The following is a 17894-nucleotide window of genomic DNA, read 5'->3' on the forward strand; positions in this document are numbered from 1 at the left end:
CCCTTCTTTCGCGGAGCGGCCCCGCGGCTGCGCAACTGCGGCCGGATGAAGCACCTCAGCACGTGGGGTAGAAAAAAGCATCGATATCCTCCACCGGCCCCGCCCGTCCGAACAAATACCCCTGGAACGCCTCGCAGCCATGCCGCCGCAGGAACGACAGCTGCCCCGTCGTCTCCACCCCTTCGGCCACCACCTGCAGATCCAGGCTCTTGGCCAGCGTCAGGATCGTGCGCACGATCGCCGCGTCGTTCGGATTTGCCAGCACCTCGCGCACGAAGCTCTGGTCGATTTTCACCTGATCGAGCGGCAGGCGTTTGAGGTAGCTCAGCGAGGAATAGCCCGTGCCAAAGTCGTCCAACGCAAAGCCCACGCCCTCGTTCTTGAGCTGCCCCATGCGCGCGATGGTGTCCTCAATGTCTCCCAGCAGCAGGCTTTCGGTGAGTTCCAGCTTGAGTTTACGCGGATCCGCACCGTGGTTTTTGAGGGTCTGCAGTACCTGCGCCACGAAGCCCGGCTGCCGAAACTGCCGCGCGCTGACGTTCACCGAGATGCTCAGCGCGGCGGTGTCGGGGTGCCGGCCCCAGCGCTGCAACTGCGCGCAGGCGTGCTGCAGCACGTATTGGCCCAGCGGGAAGATGAGCCCGGTCTGCTCGGCCAGGGGGATGAACTCGCCGGGGCCGATCATGCCGCGCCGGGGGTGGCGCCAGCGCACCAGGGCCTCGGCCCCGATGAGCCGGGCGTGGCGATCGACCACGGGCTGGTAGTACACCAGCAGTTCCGCCCGGGCCAACCCCTGGCGCAGCTCGGCCTCCAGGTGCGAGCGGGCGTTCACCGCGGCCTGCATGTCGGGGTCGAAAAAGCGCAGCGTATTGCGGCCCGCGGCCTTCGCCTGGTACATCGCCAGGTCGGCCCTTTTGAGCAACTCATCGACCGCCAGGCGCTCGTCGCCGAACAGGGTGACGCCGATGCTCGGCGTGCTGTAGTACTGCTGACCGTCCAGATCGAAGGGCTGGTTCAGGCTGGCCAGGAGTTTTTCCGCAACCGTCTCGGCCTGCGTGGCGGCGTTTGGCAGCTCGGGCGCCAGGCCCTGGAGCATGACGACGAATTCGTCGCCGCCAAAGCGCGCCACGGTGTCGGCTTCGCGCACGCTGCCCACCAGCCGCGCAGCGACCTGCGACAGCAACTGGTCGCCCATGTCGTGGCCCAGGGTGTCGTTCAGATCCTTGAAGTTGTCCAAATCGATGAATAGCAGCGCGCCCAGCGCGCGCGTGCGCAGGCTGGTGACAATGGCGCGCTGCAAGCGGTCCAGCAGCAGGCGGCGGTTGGGCAGGCCCGTGAGCGCGTCGTAGAACGCCAGCCGCTCGATCTCCTGCTCCGCGCGCTTGCGCTCCGTGATGTCCATGGTGAAGCCGTGCGAGACCACCGAGCCATCGGGTTCGCGGTGCGGGACGGCGTTCGTCATGTGCCAGCGCACCGTGCCGTCGGGCATGCGCACGCGGTACTCGCACTGCCAGGGCACCAGCCTGCGCACCGACACGATGGCCGAGCGCCGCAGCTGCGGCCGGTCTTCGGCGAGCACGCGGAGCATGAGCACGCCGTGGTCGGCCGTGACCTCCTGCGGCTCCACGCCCATGAACTCGCGCACCGCGTCGCTGATGTACTGCACGCTGGCGGCGCCGTCGCAATGCAGGCGGAACTCATAGATGAAGCCGGGAATGCGGCTGGCAATGCGCTGAATGAACAACAGCTGCTCGCGCAACTGCTCCGCGGCCCGGTGCTCATCCGTCACATCCTGCACCACGCCCATGACGACCTGCACCCCGTCGCGCGGCAGCGCGCGCTGCACGCGCGAGCGCATCCAGCGCACCGCGCCGTCGGGGCGGCGCCAGCGGTACTCCACGTCCAGGCCCTTGCCACTTTCGCGCAGCTGGCTGAACACATGGCGGTCTTCGGGCAGGATGCCGCTGACGGCGCGCTCGGAGTCAACCCATTCCTGCTGCTCGAAACCCGCGATCTCGCACAGACCGGGGGACCACAGCAGCACCGTCTCCCCCGGGTCTTCGATGCGGCGCCAATGGCCCGTGCGCGCCAGGCTCTCCGTGGTATTGAAGACCTCCGTCTGCTCCCTGAGCTCGCGGCGCACCTCTTCCAGGGAACGTTCGGACGCCGCAAGCGCGGCGCGCAGGGCTTCGGCCTCGCCGGCGTCGCGCACCGTGACCATGATCGAGTCATCCGCGACGCGGCGCGCCGTCAGGTCCCAGGCCAGCAGCAGCCGACCGGGCTCGCGCACCACCTGGCGGCATTCCAGCGGCGCGCCCACGCGCACCACACCGTGCAACTGATTCATCAGGGGAGTATCCGCGAGCAGGTCGAACACCTCGCTCGCGTCCACCCCCGAGGTGCGCACCGCCCCCAGGCCGGGCATGCGCCGCGCCGCGGCATTCGCCGCCAGCAGCCGCAAGCGCCCGTCCTGCAACCGGAACTCCATCAACGCCACAGGAACCGCATCCGCCAAAGCCTGCAAACGCACCTGCGCCATGGGGCCCATGAGGTCCTCGCCGGCAGGGGCGGGAGGGTCGGTCAACAGTTCGGACGTCATCGTGGTCGCTCCGAAACTTCAGGTGGGAAGGGGCCGGCACACCGGGCCATGGCGCACGCCAGCGCAGCAGCATACATCCAACACCGGGGGCTGCCAAAACGCAGGCGGGAAGCCAAACCCGTGGCAATGGCCCGGGGGCAAACTACTACGGTTTTACGCTCCATTTGCCCCATTTCTGCCGCCGCCTGCACGTCCGCCCCGCGCGAACACCACCCCCCATTGTGCAGGCAGGCATGGCGCCCCTCAGCCCGAAAAGAGCAATTTTCTGTTTGCCGACAACGCTTTGTAACTACTTAGTTCCCATCGCCGTAGCGGGGCGTGCCCGTTGACGCCAGAAGACCTCGGACGGCGATCTGCCTGCGTTCCCCTCTCACATGACATCAATGTGTTGATGGATCCTGTCCACCAGCACCACGAATTCCGGCTGCCCCTGGTAGTACAGCGCGGCTGTCTTGCGGTATTCCTGCGCAAAGCGCTGGCGCTGATCGGCGTCGGCCAGCACAAAAGCGGGATTGTGGGCAATGGCCTGTTCGTCGCCAGTTCGGAACCGCTGCGCCTTGCGCTCCTGGTAGGCAGGCGTCCTCATGAAGGCCTGAACCTCCTCCAGCCCCAGCAGGCAATACACGTCGTAGTAGTGCCGCAGGAAGTTGGCGGGGAACGCCTGGGCTTCGTCCAGTCGGCGGTACTTGGTGGAGATCGTCTGCAGTTTCTCGACGAAGGTGTGCGTGAGGGCATAGCACGATACGGCCACTGCACGGTTGTCCCCCACGGCCACCCCGCGCTCCATGGCAACATCCAACGCCCACGACGAGATCGTGACCGGCCGATTCGGGGTGGTGTCATCGAACCCGAGTTCCAGCAGGATGCCATCCTTGACACCAGCTAGCGCGGGAACACGCGGTGCGTAGACCAAGCGAATGCCGGCACTGCGCATCTTGTCGTCGTCGAATTGCGTATCGCGCTCCACACTGTCGATACCCGGGATGTGGATGCGTGTTGCCAGCGCGTCGTAGTACGCACGCCGCGATTCGACATGCGCAGGTTTGTCCTGGTTGCGCCCCGTCTTCACCTCCATGCCATCGGGCGGTTCAATACGGATGTCGATGTCTTCGGAGAAGCGGTGGATGACACCGAACCCCTTCGACAAGGACGTGCCACCCTTCAGCTCAAACTGAAAGCCCCGGGCTTGAAGGCCCCACAGGCAATGCATGATCCAGTAGTCCTTCTCGACCAGCACGGGATCGAGGCCGCGCTCGTCTGCGACCACTGCCAGCAGTTGATCGAAGTCCCGTCGTTCGTGCAGGAACTCAGCCACCCGCCCACTCCCGCAGGCGCTTGCGCGTGGCCACGCTGCCAAAGCTGTCGGCTGCGCGCTGCAGACGGGTGGGATCGAATGAAGGCAGTTTGCTACGCGCCAGGCGCAAGACCGCATCACGGTCCTCCGCCAGTTCGTCCAGGTTGTTCAGCAGGTCCACGTACAGGAATTCCGGCGTCAGCTTCCTGGGGAAGCGCGGCTTCATTCGGAAATCGAACTGCCGGTTGCCAAGCTTGAAGACGCCGTGGCGCTTGTGGTTGTAGACCAGAGTGCGGTTGTAGAGCTGGGTCGTACCCAGACCCACGGCGTTGTAAGCCGAGGGAGAGAACACCAGGAAATCCTTGTCGCGCAGGAACCCACCCACCACTTGCTCATCGGCCGGTGGCAGCGGACCAAAACTGGACTGTTTCGGTGCGTGGTACAGGCCTTGGGCAAGCTTCTTCAGCTTTCCGCTAGCCACCAGTTCGCGCAGATGCCGATCCACCGCCGTGGACAGGCGTGCGAGATCCTCCCGCCGGTAAACGCGCCCAGCTTGCAGTTCGCCTGCGAAATGCGCAGCAGCGCCTCGCAAAGAGGCAGCAGGAGATTGGACGGCGGCAGGCATGGCTAATTTCTCATTGAAATTCCATGCATTTTAGCGCCACTCGGCGCCTTCTCTCCTCGCGCTGAAATAGATACGCTCGGGCCCACTGCGCTCGAACGCCAGCTTCAGATCACCCCGTCGTGTTGGAGCGTGTCCAACGCTTCGCTTCCAAGGCCCAAAGCCCCGTAAACCTCCGCGTTGTGTTCGCCGGCTGCCGGCCCGGTCCGCGGCGCTGTGGGCTTGAACCCGGAAAAGCGCGGCACGATGGCGGGGGCCGGCAGGGATCCGAGCTCAGGGTCGGGCAAGCGGATGATGGCTTCGCGGGCAATGAAATGCGGATCTGCGATCACGTCATCGACCGCATAGACCTTGCTGTAAGGCACGCCGCCATGGGTCAACGATTCGGCTAGTTCTGCCAGTGTTCGGGACGCGCACCACCGGGCGACGATCGCGTCGATTTCTTCGATGTTTCGAACCCGGTCAGGGGTGGTGGCAAAGCGCGGGTCGTCCGCGAGCTCCGGCTGGCCCATGGCCTGGCAGATGCGCTGGAAGATGGGATCGGACGATCCCACCAACGTCACCCAATGATCGTCGGCCGTGCGGTACATGTTGGAAGGCGCGGTGTAGGTGGCCCGGCTGCCGGAGCGGCTGCGGGTCTGCCCGAGCATCTCGTGCTCGACAGGCAGCGCCTCGAGCAACCGGAACATGGCCTCCGTCGCCGCAAGGTCGATCTCGCGGCCTGGTGCGTCGGGATGGCGATGGCGTTCCGCGATCGCGGTGGAGATGGAGAAGGCACCGAACAAGCCCGCGATGACGTCGCCGAGCGGGTAGTTCATGTGCTGCGGACTGCGGCCGCTTTCGCCGGTCAGGTGGGCGAAGCCGCTCATCGCCTCGAAGATGCGCGCGAAACCCGGGCGCTGCGCATAAGGGCCGGTCTGGCCGAAGCCCGTGACGCGCAGGATGATCAGCTTGGGGTTGACCGACCACAGTGTCGATGCATCCAGTCCCCACTTGTCGAGCGTGCCGGTGCGGAAGTTCTCGACAAGAACGTCGAAGGTCCGGATCAGCCGGAGGAACAGCGCACGGCCCTGCGGCTTGCGCACATCGAGCGACACCCCCTTCTTGCCGCGGTTCGAGACCTTCCAGAACAGCGCATGATCCGGCGTGGTCGGTGACAGCGAGCGCAGCGGGTCATTGCCTTGCGGCAGCTCAAGCTTGACGACCTCGGCCCCCATGTCGGCACACAGGGACGCCGAAAACGGCGCTGCGATCACGGTTGCCATGTCCAAGATTCGGATGCCGGCCAGCGGCCCTTGCTGCGCAGCAGGCGGCGGCGTTTGCTCTGTGGCGGCGCTGGGGTGAGCTTCGGGTTGCATGACGCGAAGTCTGGTGGCGGGGGGGCCACTGCTGCAACCTGTGTTTCGATATCCTGAACGCGGGCACTATCGCAAACCCAGCGCGTATTCAATGCTGTGTACCAAGGTGAGGAGCCGCGGCGCGACGTCCCGGCGCATCTGCACAAAGCTGCCGCGCTTCGCCGCCACGGCGCAGTTCAACACGAACTGTGTGCCATCCACCAAGCCGTGCAGCGGCACGGCAAAGCCATGCCGATTCGGCTGCCAGTCCGCGCGCGCACTGCAAAAGCCTTCGCGCGCCAGCTCTTCCCGCGCCCGATCTGCCGCCGTGGCGTAACGCTCGAACTCGGTCGGCACGGCGACGCGTATCTGATTCAGCACCGACCGGCGGTCCTGCGGCGCAGCGCGCGCCAGCCAGGCGCGCCCGATGGCGGTGGCCAGCATGGGGAGCGGCGCGCCGATGTCGGGTATCAGGACGAAGTCTTCACTGTCCCGAGCGGTCTCCACGTACACCATGTGGATGCGGTGACGCAGACCGAGCGAGACGGCGCCTTCGATCTCGCGCGCAAGGGTTTCCATCATCGGTCGGGCGACCGGTCGAATGCGCATGCTGGCCAGCAGGGGATGGCTCAGTCCGAGCACGGCCGCACCCAGCCGGTACTTCGCCGTGGCCGGATCACGTCGCAGATAGCCAAGCAGCACAAGCGTGTGCGTCAGGCGTGCGACCGCAGGTTTGGAGAGGCCCGTGCGTTCGGCGAAGTCCTTGTTCCTCAGACTCGATTCGCCAGCATGAAAACACAGCAGCAAATCGATGCCGCTCGCAAGCGTTGTGGCGAACTGCCTGTCCTTGTTCTCGGTGTCGTTCACGGCACGGCCTCCAGATCGGCTTCCACGCTGCGCGCCATCGCCACGAGGCGAGGACCGATGCATTGCTCGAGTTGACGCGGCCCCAGCCGCACGGTGAGCACGCCGCAATTGAGGACCAGGGTTTCGCCGTCCTGCGGGATGCGGATCGGCACACCGACCGCCTGCACGTCGCTGCGCCACGCGCCGCGGGAAATGCAAAAGCCCTTGCGCTTCAGGTCGGTCTGCGCTTGGGCGAGGGCGGCTTCGAAGCGCTGCCTCTGGCCGGGTTCCGACGCTTCGATCTGCTCCAGCACCACGTCGCGCAAGCGCTGCAGCGTGTGCGCGAGCCAAGCGCGCCCCATGGCCGTGGGCAGCATGGGAACGGTCGCCCCGATGTCGGGCCGCCAGGCGCTCAGGTCGTGCCCGCGGCTGGTCTCGATATAGACCATGCGCGTGCGCTCGCGCATGCCCAGCGAGACCGAGCCGCCGACCTCCTCGGCCAGCTGCTTCATACGGGCCCGCGCGATCTGTCGGATGCGCAGGCTGGCCATCAGCGGGTAGCCGATGGTGAGTGCCGTGGAGCCCAGGCGATAGCGCCGCAGGTGCGCGTCGAAGACCAGCAGGCCGCGCGCCGCCAGGGTGTAGGTGAGCCGCGAGATCGTCGCCTTCGATAACCCGGTGCGCTCCGACAGTTCCTTGTTGCCCAAGGCGGGGTCGCTGACGGTGAAGCAGTGCAGCACCTGCAGGCCGTGCTGCAGCGTGGTTGCAAAGTCGGGGTCGGGGTGGCGTGCGGCAGGCATGGGAAGGCGCGTATTGCTGGATGCTACGTCCGGCCCGGCGCGCTGGCGAGTGACGGCGTTCAAGATGGAGAAACACCGTTTTCCATATGTCTTGCCGCTGCGTAGTCTCCGGGACCTGATGCGATGCATTGCTGTCAGCAAGGTTCTGCAGCAACGCTGCCGTTCCCGAAGAAATCTACTGGAGACCCCCATGCGCAAAGTGTTCCTGTTCGCCGCCGCCTGTCTATTCGCAACGGCGCCCACCGTGCATGCGGAGCCGGCCTATCCGACCAAGCCGATCCGCCTCATCGTGCCGTTCGCGCCGGGAGGCTCCACGGACGTGCTGGCTCGCCTGCTGGCAGCGGCCCTGAGCCCCGAACTCGGACAGCCCGTGATCGTCGAGAACAAGGCGGGGGCCGGGGGCAACATCGGCGGCAACTACGTGGCCAAGTCGGCGCCCGACGGCTACACGTTGCTGATCGCTGCGGCAGGCCCGACGGTGATCAACCCGAGCCTTTACGCCAGGATGCCCTACGACCCCGCCAAGGACCTGCGCGCGGTGAGCTTGCTGATCCAGGAGCCCAACCTGATGGCGGTCAACCCGAAGATTCCGGCGAAGACCGTGCCCGAGTTCATCGCCTACGCCAAGTCCAGGCCGAACGAGGTCAGCTTCGGCTCGCCGGGCAACGGCAGCCCGGCGCACTTGGCCGGCGAATGGTTCAAGCAGCTCACGGGCACCACCATGGCCCACATCCCGTACAAGGGCACGGGCCCCGCGCTGAACGACCTGCTCGCCGGGCAAATCGCGATGATGATCGACAACATGCCGGCTCTGTGGCCGCACGTGCAGTCGGGCAAGCTCAGGGCGCTGGCGGTGTCCACGGACAAGCGGACCACAACCGCGCCCGACGTGCCGACCATCGCCGAGTCCGTCAAGGGCTTCAGTTTTGGCGCATGGAAGGGCCTGATGGCGCCGGCCGCCACGCCACCGGCCATCGTCGAGCGCTTGCACGCCGCCACGACCAAGGCACTGGAGACGCCCGAACTTCGCAAGCGCCTGATCGCCCTCGGCGCCGAGCCGGTCGGCAACACCCCGGCACAGTTCGCCGCAGTCATCGAGGCCGAGACGGCCTCGTGGGCTGCACTGGTCAAGTTGACCGGGGCCAAGCTGGACTGACCTGACCCGCTTTCGTCGCCCCATTCCGTGAAGCAAGGAGCAATACATGCAACGTGCCCCCCAAGCGTTCGAGCAATTCCTGGGCAGCCTGCGCAATTACGTGCGTGAGCGGCTGGTGCCAAACGAAACGCGCGTTGCCGAGGCCGACGAGGTGCCCGCTGACCTGGTGGCCGACATGGCGGCTCAGGGTTTGTTCGGCTATTCGATTCCCGAGGCCTACGGCGGCGCGGGCATGACGACCGAAGAACTGGTGCTCGCGGCCATGGAGCTGTCGCAATGCGCAGTGGCATTCCGGGCTCGCGTCGGCACGAACACCGGCATCGGGTCCGAGGCCCTGGTGACCGACGGCACCGAAGCGCAGAAGCGGCGCTACCTGCCCCGGCTCGCCAGCGGTGAACTCACCGGAGCGTTCGCTCTGACCGAGCCGGAGGCGGGTTCGGACGCCGCGTCGCTGCGGACCCTGGCACGGCGCGACGGCGACCACTACGTGCTCAACGGCACCAAGTGCTTCATCACCAACGCCCCGATTGCCGACCTCTTCACGGTGCTGGCGCGCACCGACCCCGACGACCTGTCGGCGCGCGGTGTCACGGCCTTCCTCGTCGAGCGCGGCATGCCCGGGCTCAGCACCGGCCCGGCCTACGGGAAGATGGGCCAGGCTGGCTCGCCGGTGTCCGAGGTGCACATGGCCGACTGCATCGTGCCCGCGGAGAACGTCATCGGCGGCCGCGAAGGCCAAGGGTTCAAGACGGCGATGAGGGTGCTGAACAAGCAGCGCATCCACCTGGCTGCCTTGTGCATCGGGCCGGCGATTCGCATGCTGCAGGATGCCGTGGCGTTCGTGGCCACGCGCAAGCAGTTCGGCCAAACGCTCTCGAGCTTCCAACTGGTCCAGGCCATGATCGCGGATAGCCAAACCGAGGTCCACGCGGCCCGGGCGCTGGTGCTGGACACCGCACGCAAGCGCGACGAGGGGATCGACGTGACGATGGAGGCGTCGATCTGCAAGTACTTCGCGTCCGAGATGTGCGGCCGCGTGGCCGACCGCAGCGTGCAGATGCTGGGCGGCTACGGCTACATCGCCGATCACGGCATGGAGCGCTTCTACCGTGACGTGCGGCTGTTCCGGCTCTATGAGGGCACGAGCCAGATTCACCAACTCAACATCGCGAAACGCACGCTGGCGCAAGCCGGGTACGGCAGTTGAGGGGGCAGCATGTTCGGCTACAGCGACCGGCTTGCGGCGCTGCGCGAGGCTGTTCAGCGCTTCGTCGAGGAAGAGGCCATCCCGCGCGAGTGCCCGGCGTTGGCGCACGACCTGGACGCACTGGAAGCGACGACACGGCGATTGCGCGCCAAAGCCATGGAGGCCGGCATCTACGGACCGCAGCTTCCGGTGGCGTGGGGCGGCCTGGGCCTGTCCTGGCGCGATCGCTCGGTGATTCTCGAAGAGGCAGGTCGGAGCTTTCTGGCGCCTCTGGCCATGAACTGCGCACCGCCGGACCAGCCCAACATGATCAATCTGCTGACCGAAGGGTCGCCGGCGCAGCAGCAGCGCTACCTTGCGCCGCTGGCACGCGGTGAGACCAGGTCGTGTTTCGCGATGACCGAACCCGAGCCAGGCGCGGGGTCCGACCCGTCGATGCTGCAAACGGTAGCCACGCGCTGCCCCGGCGGATGGGCGATCACCGGTCGCAAGTGGTTCATCAGCGGGGCGATCGGTGCCTCGTTCGCACTGGTGCTGGCCAAGACCGGCGACGGCGCAACGCTCTTCATCGTCGATGCCGACAACCCCGGCTACCGCGTGCTGAGAAACATCGCCAGCATCGACGGCTTCCAGATCGGCGGACATGGCGAGATCGAGCTGAAGGACTGCGTCGTTGGCCATGACGCGGTGTTGGGCGAGGTGGGCAAGGGCTTCGCCTGCGCGCAGACGCGGCTCGAACCGGCGCGCCTGTCGCACTGCATGCGGTTCATTGGGCGCGCCTCGCGGGCGATGGCGCTGGCGCAGGATTACGCGAACCGGAGAAACTCGTTCGGGCAGCCGCTTGCGCAGTTGCAGCAGGTGCAGGCGATGGTGGCGGACTCGCATATCGACCTGCACGCAGCGCGCCTGATGACATGGCATGCTGCCGCGAAGCTCGACGCCAACGAAAGCGTCAAGCACGAATCCGCCATGGTCAAGGTGTTCGTGTCGGAGGCGGTGGGGCGGGTGGTGGATCGTGCCGCGCAGATCATGGGCGCACTCGGTATGTCCGAAGACTCCCCCGTCTCGATGATCCTGCGCGAGGCGCGGCCCTTGCGTGTCTACGATGGCGCGTCGGAGGTGCATCGTTCGACGCTGGCCCGCCGCGTCCTGAAAGAATCGCTGCGCCCTTGATGCGCATGCTCCGCAGGTTTGCGTTGGTGCGGATCAAGCTTGGGAAGCGCGCCCCCGATGGATGAGCGGCGGCAGCCCCACTGGGGTGCCCGGAGACTGCCAGGACTTGGGTCAAGAGCTTCGCGATTTTGATCATGGCGTCCATCGCCAGAACATCCGCGCTTTATTCAGTCAGGGCCCGTCTCACGTCTTCCTGCAGGCCGCGCAGGTGGTCGCGCATGGTCGCGCGTGCACGCTCCGCGTCCCGCGCACGCAGCGCGCGGATGATCTCGCCGTGCTCGTCGTGGTTCTCCGGCTGCCTGTGCAATGGGCTGTGCAAGCGGAACAGGCGCGCATTGACGCGCAGTTCCTCCACCAGCCGCGGAAACACCACGTTGCCGCTGGCCTTGGCTATGAGCAGATGAAAGCGGTCGTCGAAATGCCAGTGCTCGGTCTCGCCATGCTCGCCGCCGCCGAGCGCCAGGATATCCGCTTCGAGTGTGTCGATCTCGGCGTCCGTGATCTTGCCGACGGCCAGCGCGATGGCTTCGCATTCGATCACCTCGCGCGCGCGCATGCAGTCGAAATACTCCTTGGTGCCAAGCGCACGCACGGCATAGGAACGCGCGTCGCGCCGCACCAGCAGCCCCTCGCCCGCCAGCCGGACCAGTGCTTCACGCATGGGTGTGCGCGAAATGCGCAGGTCTTCCGCCAGCCGCGCTTCCTGTAGCGGGCTGCCGGCCGAAATCTGGCGGTCGAGGATGAGCGTGCGCAGTCGTTCGTAGGCCTGCTCGGCCAAACTGGCGGACCGCACCTCCAGGGGCGCAATCGTGATGGTGGCGGGCTGCGTGGGGCTGGGAAGGCTGGGCATGTGGAGAAGGGGCGAAGGCCACGTGAGGCCAAGGTGGATCTCGGGGGCGGGTGAGCTTAGCAGGGCTGCCTGGGGTGGCGCGACCCGCCGGCTTCAGATCCATTTGTCCAGCGGATTGCCGTCGTTCGGTGCACGCGGCCGCTGGCAGGGCAGCGCGAGACGGTGATGCCTGGCCAAGCGCCCAACTTCATGCCTTCGTACGGTGTGTAGTCAACGGCATGGTGGAGCATGCCGTTGGTGAGTCGCTTCTCCTGCCCCTGCGCGAATACGTCCCTGACCACGAAGTCGGCGTCGCTGCCGACGGCGATGCTGCCCTTGCACGGGTACAGGCCAATCAGGTCGTAGGTGCTCATGAAGAAGTCTTCGCTAGCGCTGCTCGAGCGCGGGTTCGTCCGGCACCACCGGCGCGCGGGCATTGCCGTAGGCGCGGCCGTAGTGGCGCTCGATGCGTCGCTGGATGAAGTCCCAGGCCGTGGTCATCAACAGGTAGTAGATGGCCGCGACGATGAACAGCTCCAGCACCATGAACTTCTCCTGGATCAGCACCTGGGTGCGGCGCAGCAGTTCCTCCATCGAAATCACCGAGGTGATCGAGGTGGTCTTGAGCAGGCCGTTGATGCTGTTGCCCAGCGCCGGGACAATCAGGCGCATTGCCTGGGGCATCACGATGTAGCGCATGGTCTGCGCACTGCTGAAGCCGACAGCGCGCGCCGCGTTGGTCTGCCCGACAGGAATCGACTGGATTCCCCCGCGCACGATCTCAGCCAAGTAGGCGGCCTCGTTGAGGATCAGGCCCAGCAGCGCCGACTCAATCACCGACAGTTTCAGTCCGAGCTGGGGCAGGCCGGTGTAGATGATGATCAGTTGCACCAGTAGCGGCGTGCCGCGGAACACCCAGATGTAGAAGTGGGCCGGCACGACCACCCAGCGCCGGCTGGACAGGCGGGCCAAGGCCAACGCGCAGCCCATGACCAGTCCGCCCGCGATCGCCGCGAGCGTGAGCCATAGCGTGGTCACGGCGCCGCTGAGGATGTACGGATTGAACAGATAGTCGCTGAACCCCGACCAGTTCCAGCCTTGCCCCATAAACGTTCCTGCGTGTGTTCGATGGCGGCGACGCTGCGACTCAGCTCGCCGGGCCCTTGACGGTCACGATGCCGTCGATGGCCTTGACGCCGTACTGGTCGAACAACTTCTGGAAACTGCCGTCGGCCTTCATGTCGTTCATGACCTTGGCCATCGCGGCGGCCAGGTCCTTGTTGCGGGCGGCCAGCGAGACCGGGGTCGGGAACAGGCCGTGCAGCACGCGCTCGAAGTCGCCGCGCTTCTGGTATTCGGCGCCGGTCGAGTCGATCGACAAGGCCACCTCGACTTGGCCGGCACGCAGCGCCTGGAACGCCATGGCGAAGTTCTCGAAGGTGCGGATGGTCATGCCCTTCATCCCCTTGTCGGTAAGTTGCTTGTCGAGAGCGTGCGCCTTGCGCTCCTCGAAGCCGCCGAGCTCCACGCCGATGCTCTTGCCCGACAGGTCGTCGGGCCTGGCAATTTTCAGCGGGTTGCCCTTGGCGGTGCTGATGCTGATCGCCTGGTCCTCGTAGATGAGCATCTGCATCAGCTTGGCGCGCTCTTCCGTATAGAAGATGCCGGTGTTGATGACGTCCCAGCGGCCGGCCTGCAGGCCCGGAATCATGGCCGAGAACTCGATGCGCACGTATTCCGGCGTGAGGCACAGGCGCTTGGCGATCGCCTCGCCGAGTTCCACGCGCATGCCCTTGAGTGCGCCGGACTGGTCGACGAACTGCATCGGCGGCAGGGTCGGGTTGACCGACATGGTCAGCGTGCCTTTCTTGACGAGGGCCGAGTCGGGCACGGGCGACTTGCACGCCTGGGCGTTCGCAGCGCCCGCGCAGAAGATGAGGAGTGCCGTTGCCGACGCGAGAGCGGGGAGCAGTTTCATGGGGTGGTCCTATGGGGAATGAACGAGGTGACGAAACGAGAAAAGCAGCACGCGGAGCGGGGGATGCGACGACGCCGACGCCTCAGGAGCGGATCGAGTCCAGGAGGTCAAGGCGAGCGAGCTCGCGGCGCAGGTCCGCGGCGTCGGCATCGGGCAGAGGCAAGCGCGGCGCGCGCGGCTTGCCGACCGGCAGGCCCATCATCGAGAGGCCGTCCTTCGAGGCCGCAACGTAGCGATGGCCTCCGACCCAGCGCACGATCGGCAGCATCTGCTTGTAGAGAGCCAGCGCTGCGGGCATGTCGCGCTCGTCGGCCACCAGTTCGAACAGGCGCGCCGACATCTTCGGAATGAGGTTGGAGCACACCGCCACCCACCCCTGGGCACCGAGCCAGAACGACTCGTAGCCGAGGATGCCCGCGAACACGGTCATGCGGTCGCCGCACAGATCGATGATGTCGCGCACGCGGGTGACATCGAGCGTCGATTCCTTGATGTACTTGCAGTTGTCGATGCGCGAGAGGCGCGCCACCAGTTCGGGCCTGAGGTCGACGTTGGCGGTGGCCGGGTTGTTGTAGACCATGATCGGGATGCTGATCGCCTCGCCCACCTTGCGGTAGTGCTCGAACAGCTCGTCGTCGGTGGGAGCGCTGTAGAAGGGCGGGATGATCATGACGCCGTCGGCGCCCATGGTCTCGGCCTCGCGACTCAGCCGCACGCACTCGTCGGTCCACTCCGCGCCGGTGCCGATCAGCACGGGCACGCGTTTTGCTGCGGTGCTCACGCAGGTCTTGATCACCAACTGGCGCTCATCGGGCGTCAGCGACAGGAATTCCCCGGTGCTCCCCAGAGGAATCAGCCCGTGGATTCCCTCCTCGATTTGCCAGTTGACCAACTTCTTCAGCGCGGGCACGTCGATGTGCAGAGCATCGGAGGTCATGGGGGTGATGAGCACCGTGTAGGTGCCACGGAACGCTGTCATGGGCAGTCCTTGGAAAATCTGAATGACGGGATGTTCGTATACGTGTAGTATACGTATACATTTAACGCCGTCAACGCGGTTTTCCGCTTCCCCCGCACCTGTCCATGAGCGCCAGACTGACCCACCCTTCCATCACCCCGGCCGGGCGCCCTGTGCGCTTTTGCTACGACGGGCAGCCCGTCGAGGGCCTGGAGGGTGAAACCATCGCGGCGGCACTGGCCGCCGGTGGCATCAAGGCGATGCGCCGCACGCGCAGCGGCCAGCGCCGGGGGCTCTATTGCGGCATGGGAGCGTGTTTCGACTGCCTCGTCACGGTTGACGGGCGGGCCAGCCAGCGCGCCTGCCTCACGAAGGTAGCCGACGCTCAGCAGGTGCGCTCCACCCAGCCGGCTGGTACCGCGGAAGATCCGCTGCAACCGCTCGTGCCCGAGGCCGACGCCGAACCCGTGCAGTGGCAGGTCGACGTGCTGGTCGTCGGCGCAGGGCCGGCCGGCCTCTCGGCGGCGCTTGCCGCGCGCCGCGCCGGTGCCGAGGTGCTGCTGCTCGACGAACGCCTGGAATCCGGCGGCCAGTTCTACAAGCCGCTCGCGACCTCGCACCGGGCGGCCACGCCAACCGACCGCCAGTTCGCGCAGGGGCTTGCGCTGGAGCGCGAAGTGCGCGGCGCCGGCGTCACGATCGTCCAGGGCGCGCAGGTGTGGGCCGCCTTTTCGCCGCGCGAGGTCGCAGCGCTCATCGACGGGCGTGCCCGCGTCATCCGTTGCCGCCAGCTCGTCATTGCCCCCGGCGCCTACGAGCGCCCAGTGCCTTTCCCGGGTTGGACCTTGCCTGGCGTGATGACCACCGGCGCCGCCCAGACGCTTGCGCGCGCCTACCGGGTCGCGCCGGGGCGCCGGGTGGTGATTGCCGGCAATGGGCCGCTCAACCTGCAACTGGCGGCGGAACTGCTCGCCGATGGCACCGAGGTGGTTGCCGTGCTGGAGTCGGCCGCGTGCCCGTCCTGGCACCAGTGGCGCCCGTTGCTCGCCGCGGCATACACCGCCCCCGACCTGCTGCGCGACGGCTGGCGCTTCCTGCGGCAGTTGCGCACGCACGCCGTGCCCGTGCTGTGGGGGCACACCGTCGTGGCCGCGGAAGGCAGGGCCGACGGCCCTGGCGGGCTACGCTCCGTGCAGGTGGCGCGGATCGATGCGCAGGGCCACGCGGTGGCCGCGACGGCACGGCGCATCGAGGTCGACACGCTGTGCCTGGGCTACGGCTTCATTCCCTCCACCGAGCTCGCGCGCATGCTGGGCTGCGCGCACCGGCTGGCCCCGCGGCACCTGGGCCACCTGGCCACCGTCACGCAGGAAGATGGCGCCACCAGCCTGCCCGGCGTGTTCGTGGTGGGCGACGGCGCCGACCTGGGTGGCTCCCGCGTCGCCTTGGCGCGCGGCACGCTGGCCGGCACGGCCGCGGCGCGTAAGCTCGGGCTGGGCGCCGCAGAGCCCGCCAAGCCCGCGGAGGTTCTCGGCCCATTGCGCCGGGCTGAGTGCTTCCAGCAAGCGCTGTGGTCGCTCTATGCGCCACCGCCCGTCACGCTGGCGGCGGTGCCGGACGACACGCTGCTGTGCCGCTGCGAGGAGATCACCTTCGGCTCGGTGCGCGAGCAGATCCGCGCCGGCAACGACACGCTGGCCGCGCTCAAGCGCAACACGCGCCTCGGAATGGGACGCTGCCAGGCGCGCTATTGCGCCGCCACCGCGGGCCGGCTGGTGGCCGAACTCACGGGCAGTCCGCCGGATGTCGAACAGTACTTTGCCCCGCGCCCGCCGGCCAAGCCGGTGGCGGCCGGAGCGCTCGGCTTCGAGAAACCCGAGTGGAGCGGCCACAGGCCGGCCATCACGCCGAATCTCGCGCGGCCGGTGGCGCACGCGCCTTTCGCGCCAGTGCACACCGACGTGCTGGTGATCGGCGCCGGCGTGCTCGGCTCCTGCCTCGGCTACTACCTGTCCAAGGCCGGGCAGGACGTGACCGTGGTGGACCGCGATGACATCAACCTGCAGGCCTCGGGTGCCAACGCGGGCAGCCTGCACGTGCAGTTGCTGTCGTTCGATTTCGGCGCCAAGGCGCAGGACGACGGCGGCCCGGCCGCAGCCACGCTGCCGCTCGGGCCGATGTCGGTGCGCCTGTGGCAGGAGATCGAGGGCGATTGCGCCGAGGACCTCGAGATCAAGATCACCGGCGGCCTCATGGTCGCCGACAGCGAAGCCGGCATGCGCTTCCTCGAGGCCAAGGCCGCGCTGGAGCGCAGTCACGGCATCGACGCGCAGGTGATCGACGGCACCGAGCTGCGGCGCCTGTCGCCCGCGCTGTCCGGCAAACTGCTGGGTGCCGAGCTCTGTCCCATGGAGGGAAAGATCAATCCACTGCGCGCCACCTACGCAGTGGCACGGCGTGCACGCGAGCAGGGAGCACGGATGCTGCGCGGCTGCGACGTGCAGACCATCGGTGCATTGCCGGGCGACGGCGCGGGCTTCGTGGTTCGCACGTCGCGCGGCACCATCCACGCCGGGCGCATCGTGAACGCGAGCGGCGCTTGGTCGAGCACCATCGGCCGCATGCTGGGCGTGACGATTCCCGTCAAGGGCGCGCCGTTGCAGATGATCGTGACCGAACCCGCGCCACCGCTGGTCAACCACTTGGTAGCGCACGCCGACCGGCACCTGAGCCTGAAGCAGGCGGCCAGCGGCGGCCTCATCGTCGGCGGTGGCTGGACGGCCGCCTTCCACGAGGACATGCGCCTCAACCGCGCCGAGCGCGAGAGTATCGAAGGCAACCTCTGGGTGGCGTGCCACGTGCTACCCGCCTTGCGCGGCCTCCACATGGTGCGCTGCTGGGCCGGCATGAACGTGAACATCGACGGCGCACCGATCCTCGGCGAGGTGCCCGGCCACCCCGGCTTCTACAACGCAGTGACGTCCAACGGCTACACGCTCGCGCCGATCACCGGGCGGCTCGTCACCGACTTGATAGTGCACGGCCGCACCGACTTCGACATCACTCCCTTTCTCATCGACCGCTTCCTCTAACGG

At 67.0% G+C, this 17894-nt stretch carries 14 protein-coding genes and 1 pseudogene; 4 read left to right on the forward strand and 11 right to left on the reverse strand.

Annotated features, from left to right (window positions below; genetic code table 11):
• Positions 1–55: 55 nt before the first annotated feature.
• The 6 genes from D5041_RS20005 to D5041_RS20030 all read right to left on the reverse strand — a co-directional run bounded on the left by D5041_RS20005 (position 56) and on the right by D5041_RS20030 (position 7498).
• Positions 56–2599 (reverse strand): putative bifunctional diguanylate cyclase/phosphodiesterase, encoded by a 2544-nt coding sequence (locus D5041_RS20005; RefSeq protein ID WP_265285576.1) that lies wholly within the window; start codon positions 2597–2599, stop codon positions 56–58.
• Between the two features lie 370 nt (positions 2600–2969).
• Positions 2970–3914, reverse strand: coding sequence for a nucleotidyl transferase AbiEii/AbiGii toxin family protein (locus D5041_RS20010; RefSeq protein WP_265285577.1), 945 nt, complete (start codon positions 3912–3914; stop codon positions 2970–2972).
• Positions 3907–4518 (reverse strand): hypothetical protein, encoded by a 612-nt coding sequence (locus tag D5041_RS20015; RefSeq protein ID WP_010103180.1) that lies wholly within the window; start codon positions 4516–4518, stop codon positions 3907–3909. The genes D5041_RS20010 and D5041_RS20015 overlap by 8 nt, the downstream gene beginning before the upstream one ends.
• A gap of 104 nt (positions 4519–4622) precedes the next feature.
• The gene (locus tag D5041_RS20020; RefSeq protein ID WP_265285578.1) at positions 4623–5873 is read right to left on the reverse strand and encodes a CaiB/BaiF CoA transferase family protein; all 1251 of its coding nucleotides are present in this window, start codon (positions 5871–5873) and stop codon (positions 4623–4625) included.
• Between the two features lie 66 nt (positions 5874–5939).
• The gene (locus D5041_RS20025) at positions 5940–6719 is read right to left on the reverse strand and encodes an IclR family transcriptional regulator (RefSeq protein WP_265285579.1); all 780 of its coding nucleotides are present in this window, start codon (positions 6717–6719) and stop codon (positions 5940–5942) included.
• Positions 6716–7498 (reverse strand): IclR family transcriptional regulator, encoded by a 783-nt coding sequence (locus tag D5041_RS20030; RefSeq protein WP_010103177.1) that lies wholly within the window; start codon positions 7496–7498, stop codon positions 6716–6718. Before D5041_RS20030 ends, D5041_RS20025 begins: the two co-directional genes overlap by 4 nt.
• A 190-nt stretch (positions 7499–7688) precedes the next feature.
• Here D5041_RS20030 and D5041_RS20035 point away from each other — a divergent pair, with 190 nt between their 5' ends.
• From D5041_RS20035 to D5041_RS20045, 3 genes are read left to right on the forward strand one after another with little or no spacing between them, the layout of a single operon-like run.
• Positions 7689–8654, forward strand: a complete 966-nt coding sequence (locus D5041_RS20035) for a Bug family tripartite tricarboxylate transporter substrate binding protein (protein ID WP_265285580.1) — start codon at positions 7689–7691, stop codon at positions 8652–8654.
• Positions 8655–8700: 46 nt separating this feature from the next.
• Entirely contained in the window at positions 8701–9861 is a 1161-nt protein-coding gene (locus tag D5041_RS20040; RefSeq protein ID WP_265259177.1) for an acyl-CoA dehydrogenase family protein, read from the forward strand.
• Positions 9862–9870: 9 nt separating this feature from the next.
• On the forward strand, positions 9871–11034 hold the full coding sequence (locus D5041_RS20045) for an acyl-CoA dehydrogenase family protein (RefSeq protein ID WP_265285581.1): 1164 nt from the start codon (positions 9871–9873) through the stop codon (positions 11032–11034).
• A 163-nt stretch (positions 11035–11197) separates the two neighbouring features.
• Here D5041_RS20045 and D5041_RS20050 read toward each other — a convergent pair whose 3' ends face one another.
• From D5041_RS20050 to D5041_RS20070, 5 genes and pseudogenes are all read right to left on the reverse strand, one after another.
• Entirely contained in the window at positions 11198–11884 is a 687-nt protein-coding gene (locus D5041_RS20050) for a GntR family transcriptional regulator (protein ID WP_010103171.1), read from the reverse strand.
• Between the two features lie 93 nt (positions 11885–11977).
• A pseudogene (locus D5041_RS20055) lies at positions 11978–12222 on the reverse strand (dihydropyrimidinase); the annotation flags it as partial.
• A 28-nt stretch (positions 12223–12250) separates the two neighbouring features.
• Positions 12251–12970, reverse strand: a complete 720-nt coding sequence (locus D5041_RS20060; protein ID WP_265285582.1) for an amino acid ABC transporter permease — start codon at positions 12968–12970, stop codon at positions 12251–12253.
• 40 nt (positions 12971–13010) lie between these two features.
• Positions 13011–13841 (reverse strand): ABC transporter substrate-binding protein, encoded by an 831-nt coding sequence (locus tag D5041_RS20065; protein WP_265259180.1) that lies wholly within the window; start codon positions 13839–13841, stop codon positions 13011–13013.
• Positions 13842–13923: 82 nt separating this feature from the next.
• Positions 13924–14820: a dihydrodipicolinate synthase family protein gene (locus tag D5041_RS20070; protein WP_010103162.1), complete on the reverse strand. Its 897-nt coding sequence runs from the start codon at positions 14818–14820 to the stop codon at positions 13924–13926.
• A 104-nt stretch (positions 14821–14924) separates the two neighbouring features.
• Between D5041_RS20070 and D5041_RS20075 the strand changes: the two genes are divergently transcribed.
• On the forward strand, positions 14925–17891 hold the full coding sequence (locus tag D5041_RS20075; RefSeq protein ID WP_265285583.1) for an FAD-dependent oxidoreductase: 2967 nt from the start codon (positions 14925–14927) through the stop codon (positions 17889–17891).
• Positions 17892–17894 lie beyond the last annotated feature (3 nt).

It is taken from the genome of Verminephrobacter aporrectodeae subsp. tuberculatae (assembly GCF_026127385.1).
Lineage (GTDB): Bacteria > Pseudomonadota > Gammaproteobacteria > Burkholderiales > Burkholderiaceae_C > Acidovorax > Acidovorax aporrectodeae.

Coding starts and splice junctions, on each gene's coding strand:
- D5041_RS20065 (WP_265259180.1), bottom strand. CDS start 13,841: ATGAAACTGCTCCCCGCTCTCGCGTCGGCAACGGCACTCCTCATCTTC.
- D5041_RS20060 (WP_265285582.1), bottom strand. CDS start 12,970: ATGGGGCAAGGCTGGAACTGGTCGGGGTTCAGCGACTATCTGTTCAAT.
- D5041_RS20050 (WP_010103171.1), bottom strand. CDS start 11,884: ATGCCCAGCCTTCCCAGCCCCACGCAGCCCGCCACCATCACGATTGCG.
- D5041_RS20020 (WP_265285578.1), bottom strand. CDS start 5,873: ATGCAACCCGAAGCTCACCCCAGCGCCGCCACAGAGCAAACGCCGCCG.
- D5041_RS20035 (WP_265285580.1), top strand. CDS start 7,689: ATGCGCAAAGTGTTCCTGTTCGCCGCCGCCTGTCTATTCGCAACGGCG.
- D5041_RS20015 (WP_010103180.1), bottom strand. CDS start 4,518: ATGCCTGCCGCCGTCCAATCTCCTGCTGCCTCTTTGCGAGGCGCTGCT.
- D5041_RS20005 (WP_265285576.1), bottom strand. CDS start 2,599: ATGACGTCCGAACTGTTGACCGACCCTCCCGCCCCTGCCGGCGAGGAC.
- D5041_RS20040 (WP_265259177.1), top strand. CDS start 8,701: ATGCAACGTGCCCCCCAAGCGTTCGAGCAATTCCTGGGCAGCCTGCGC.
- D5041_RS20070 (WP_010103162.1), bottom strand. CDS start 14,820: ATGACAGCGTTCCGTGGCACCTACACGGTGCTCATCACCCCCATGACC.
- D5041_RS20075 (WP_265285583.1), top strand. CDS start 14,925: ATGAGCGCCAGACTGACCCACCCTTCCATCACCCCGGCCGGGCGCCCT.
- D5041_RS20030 (WP_010103177.1), bottom strand. CDS start 7,498: ATGCCTGCCGCACGCCACCCCGACCCCGACTTTGCAACCACGCTGCAG.
- D5041_RS20045 (WP_265285581.1), top strand. CDS start 9,871: ATGTTCGGCTACAGCGACCGGCTTGCGGCGCTGCGCGAGGCTGTTCAG.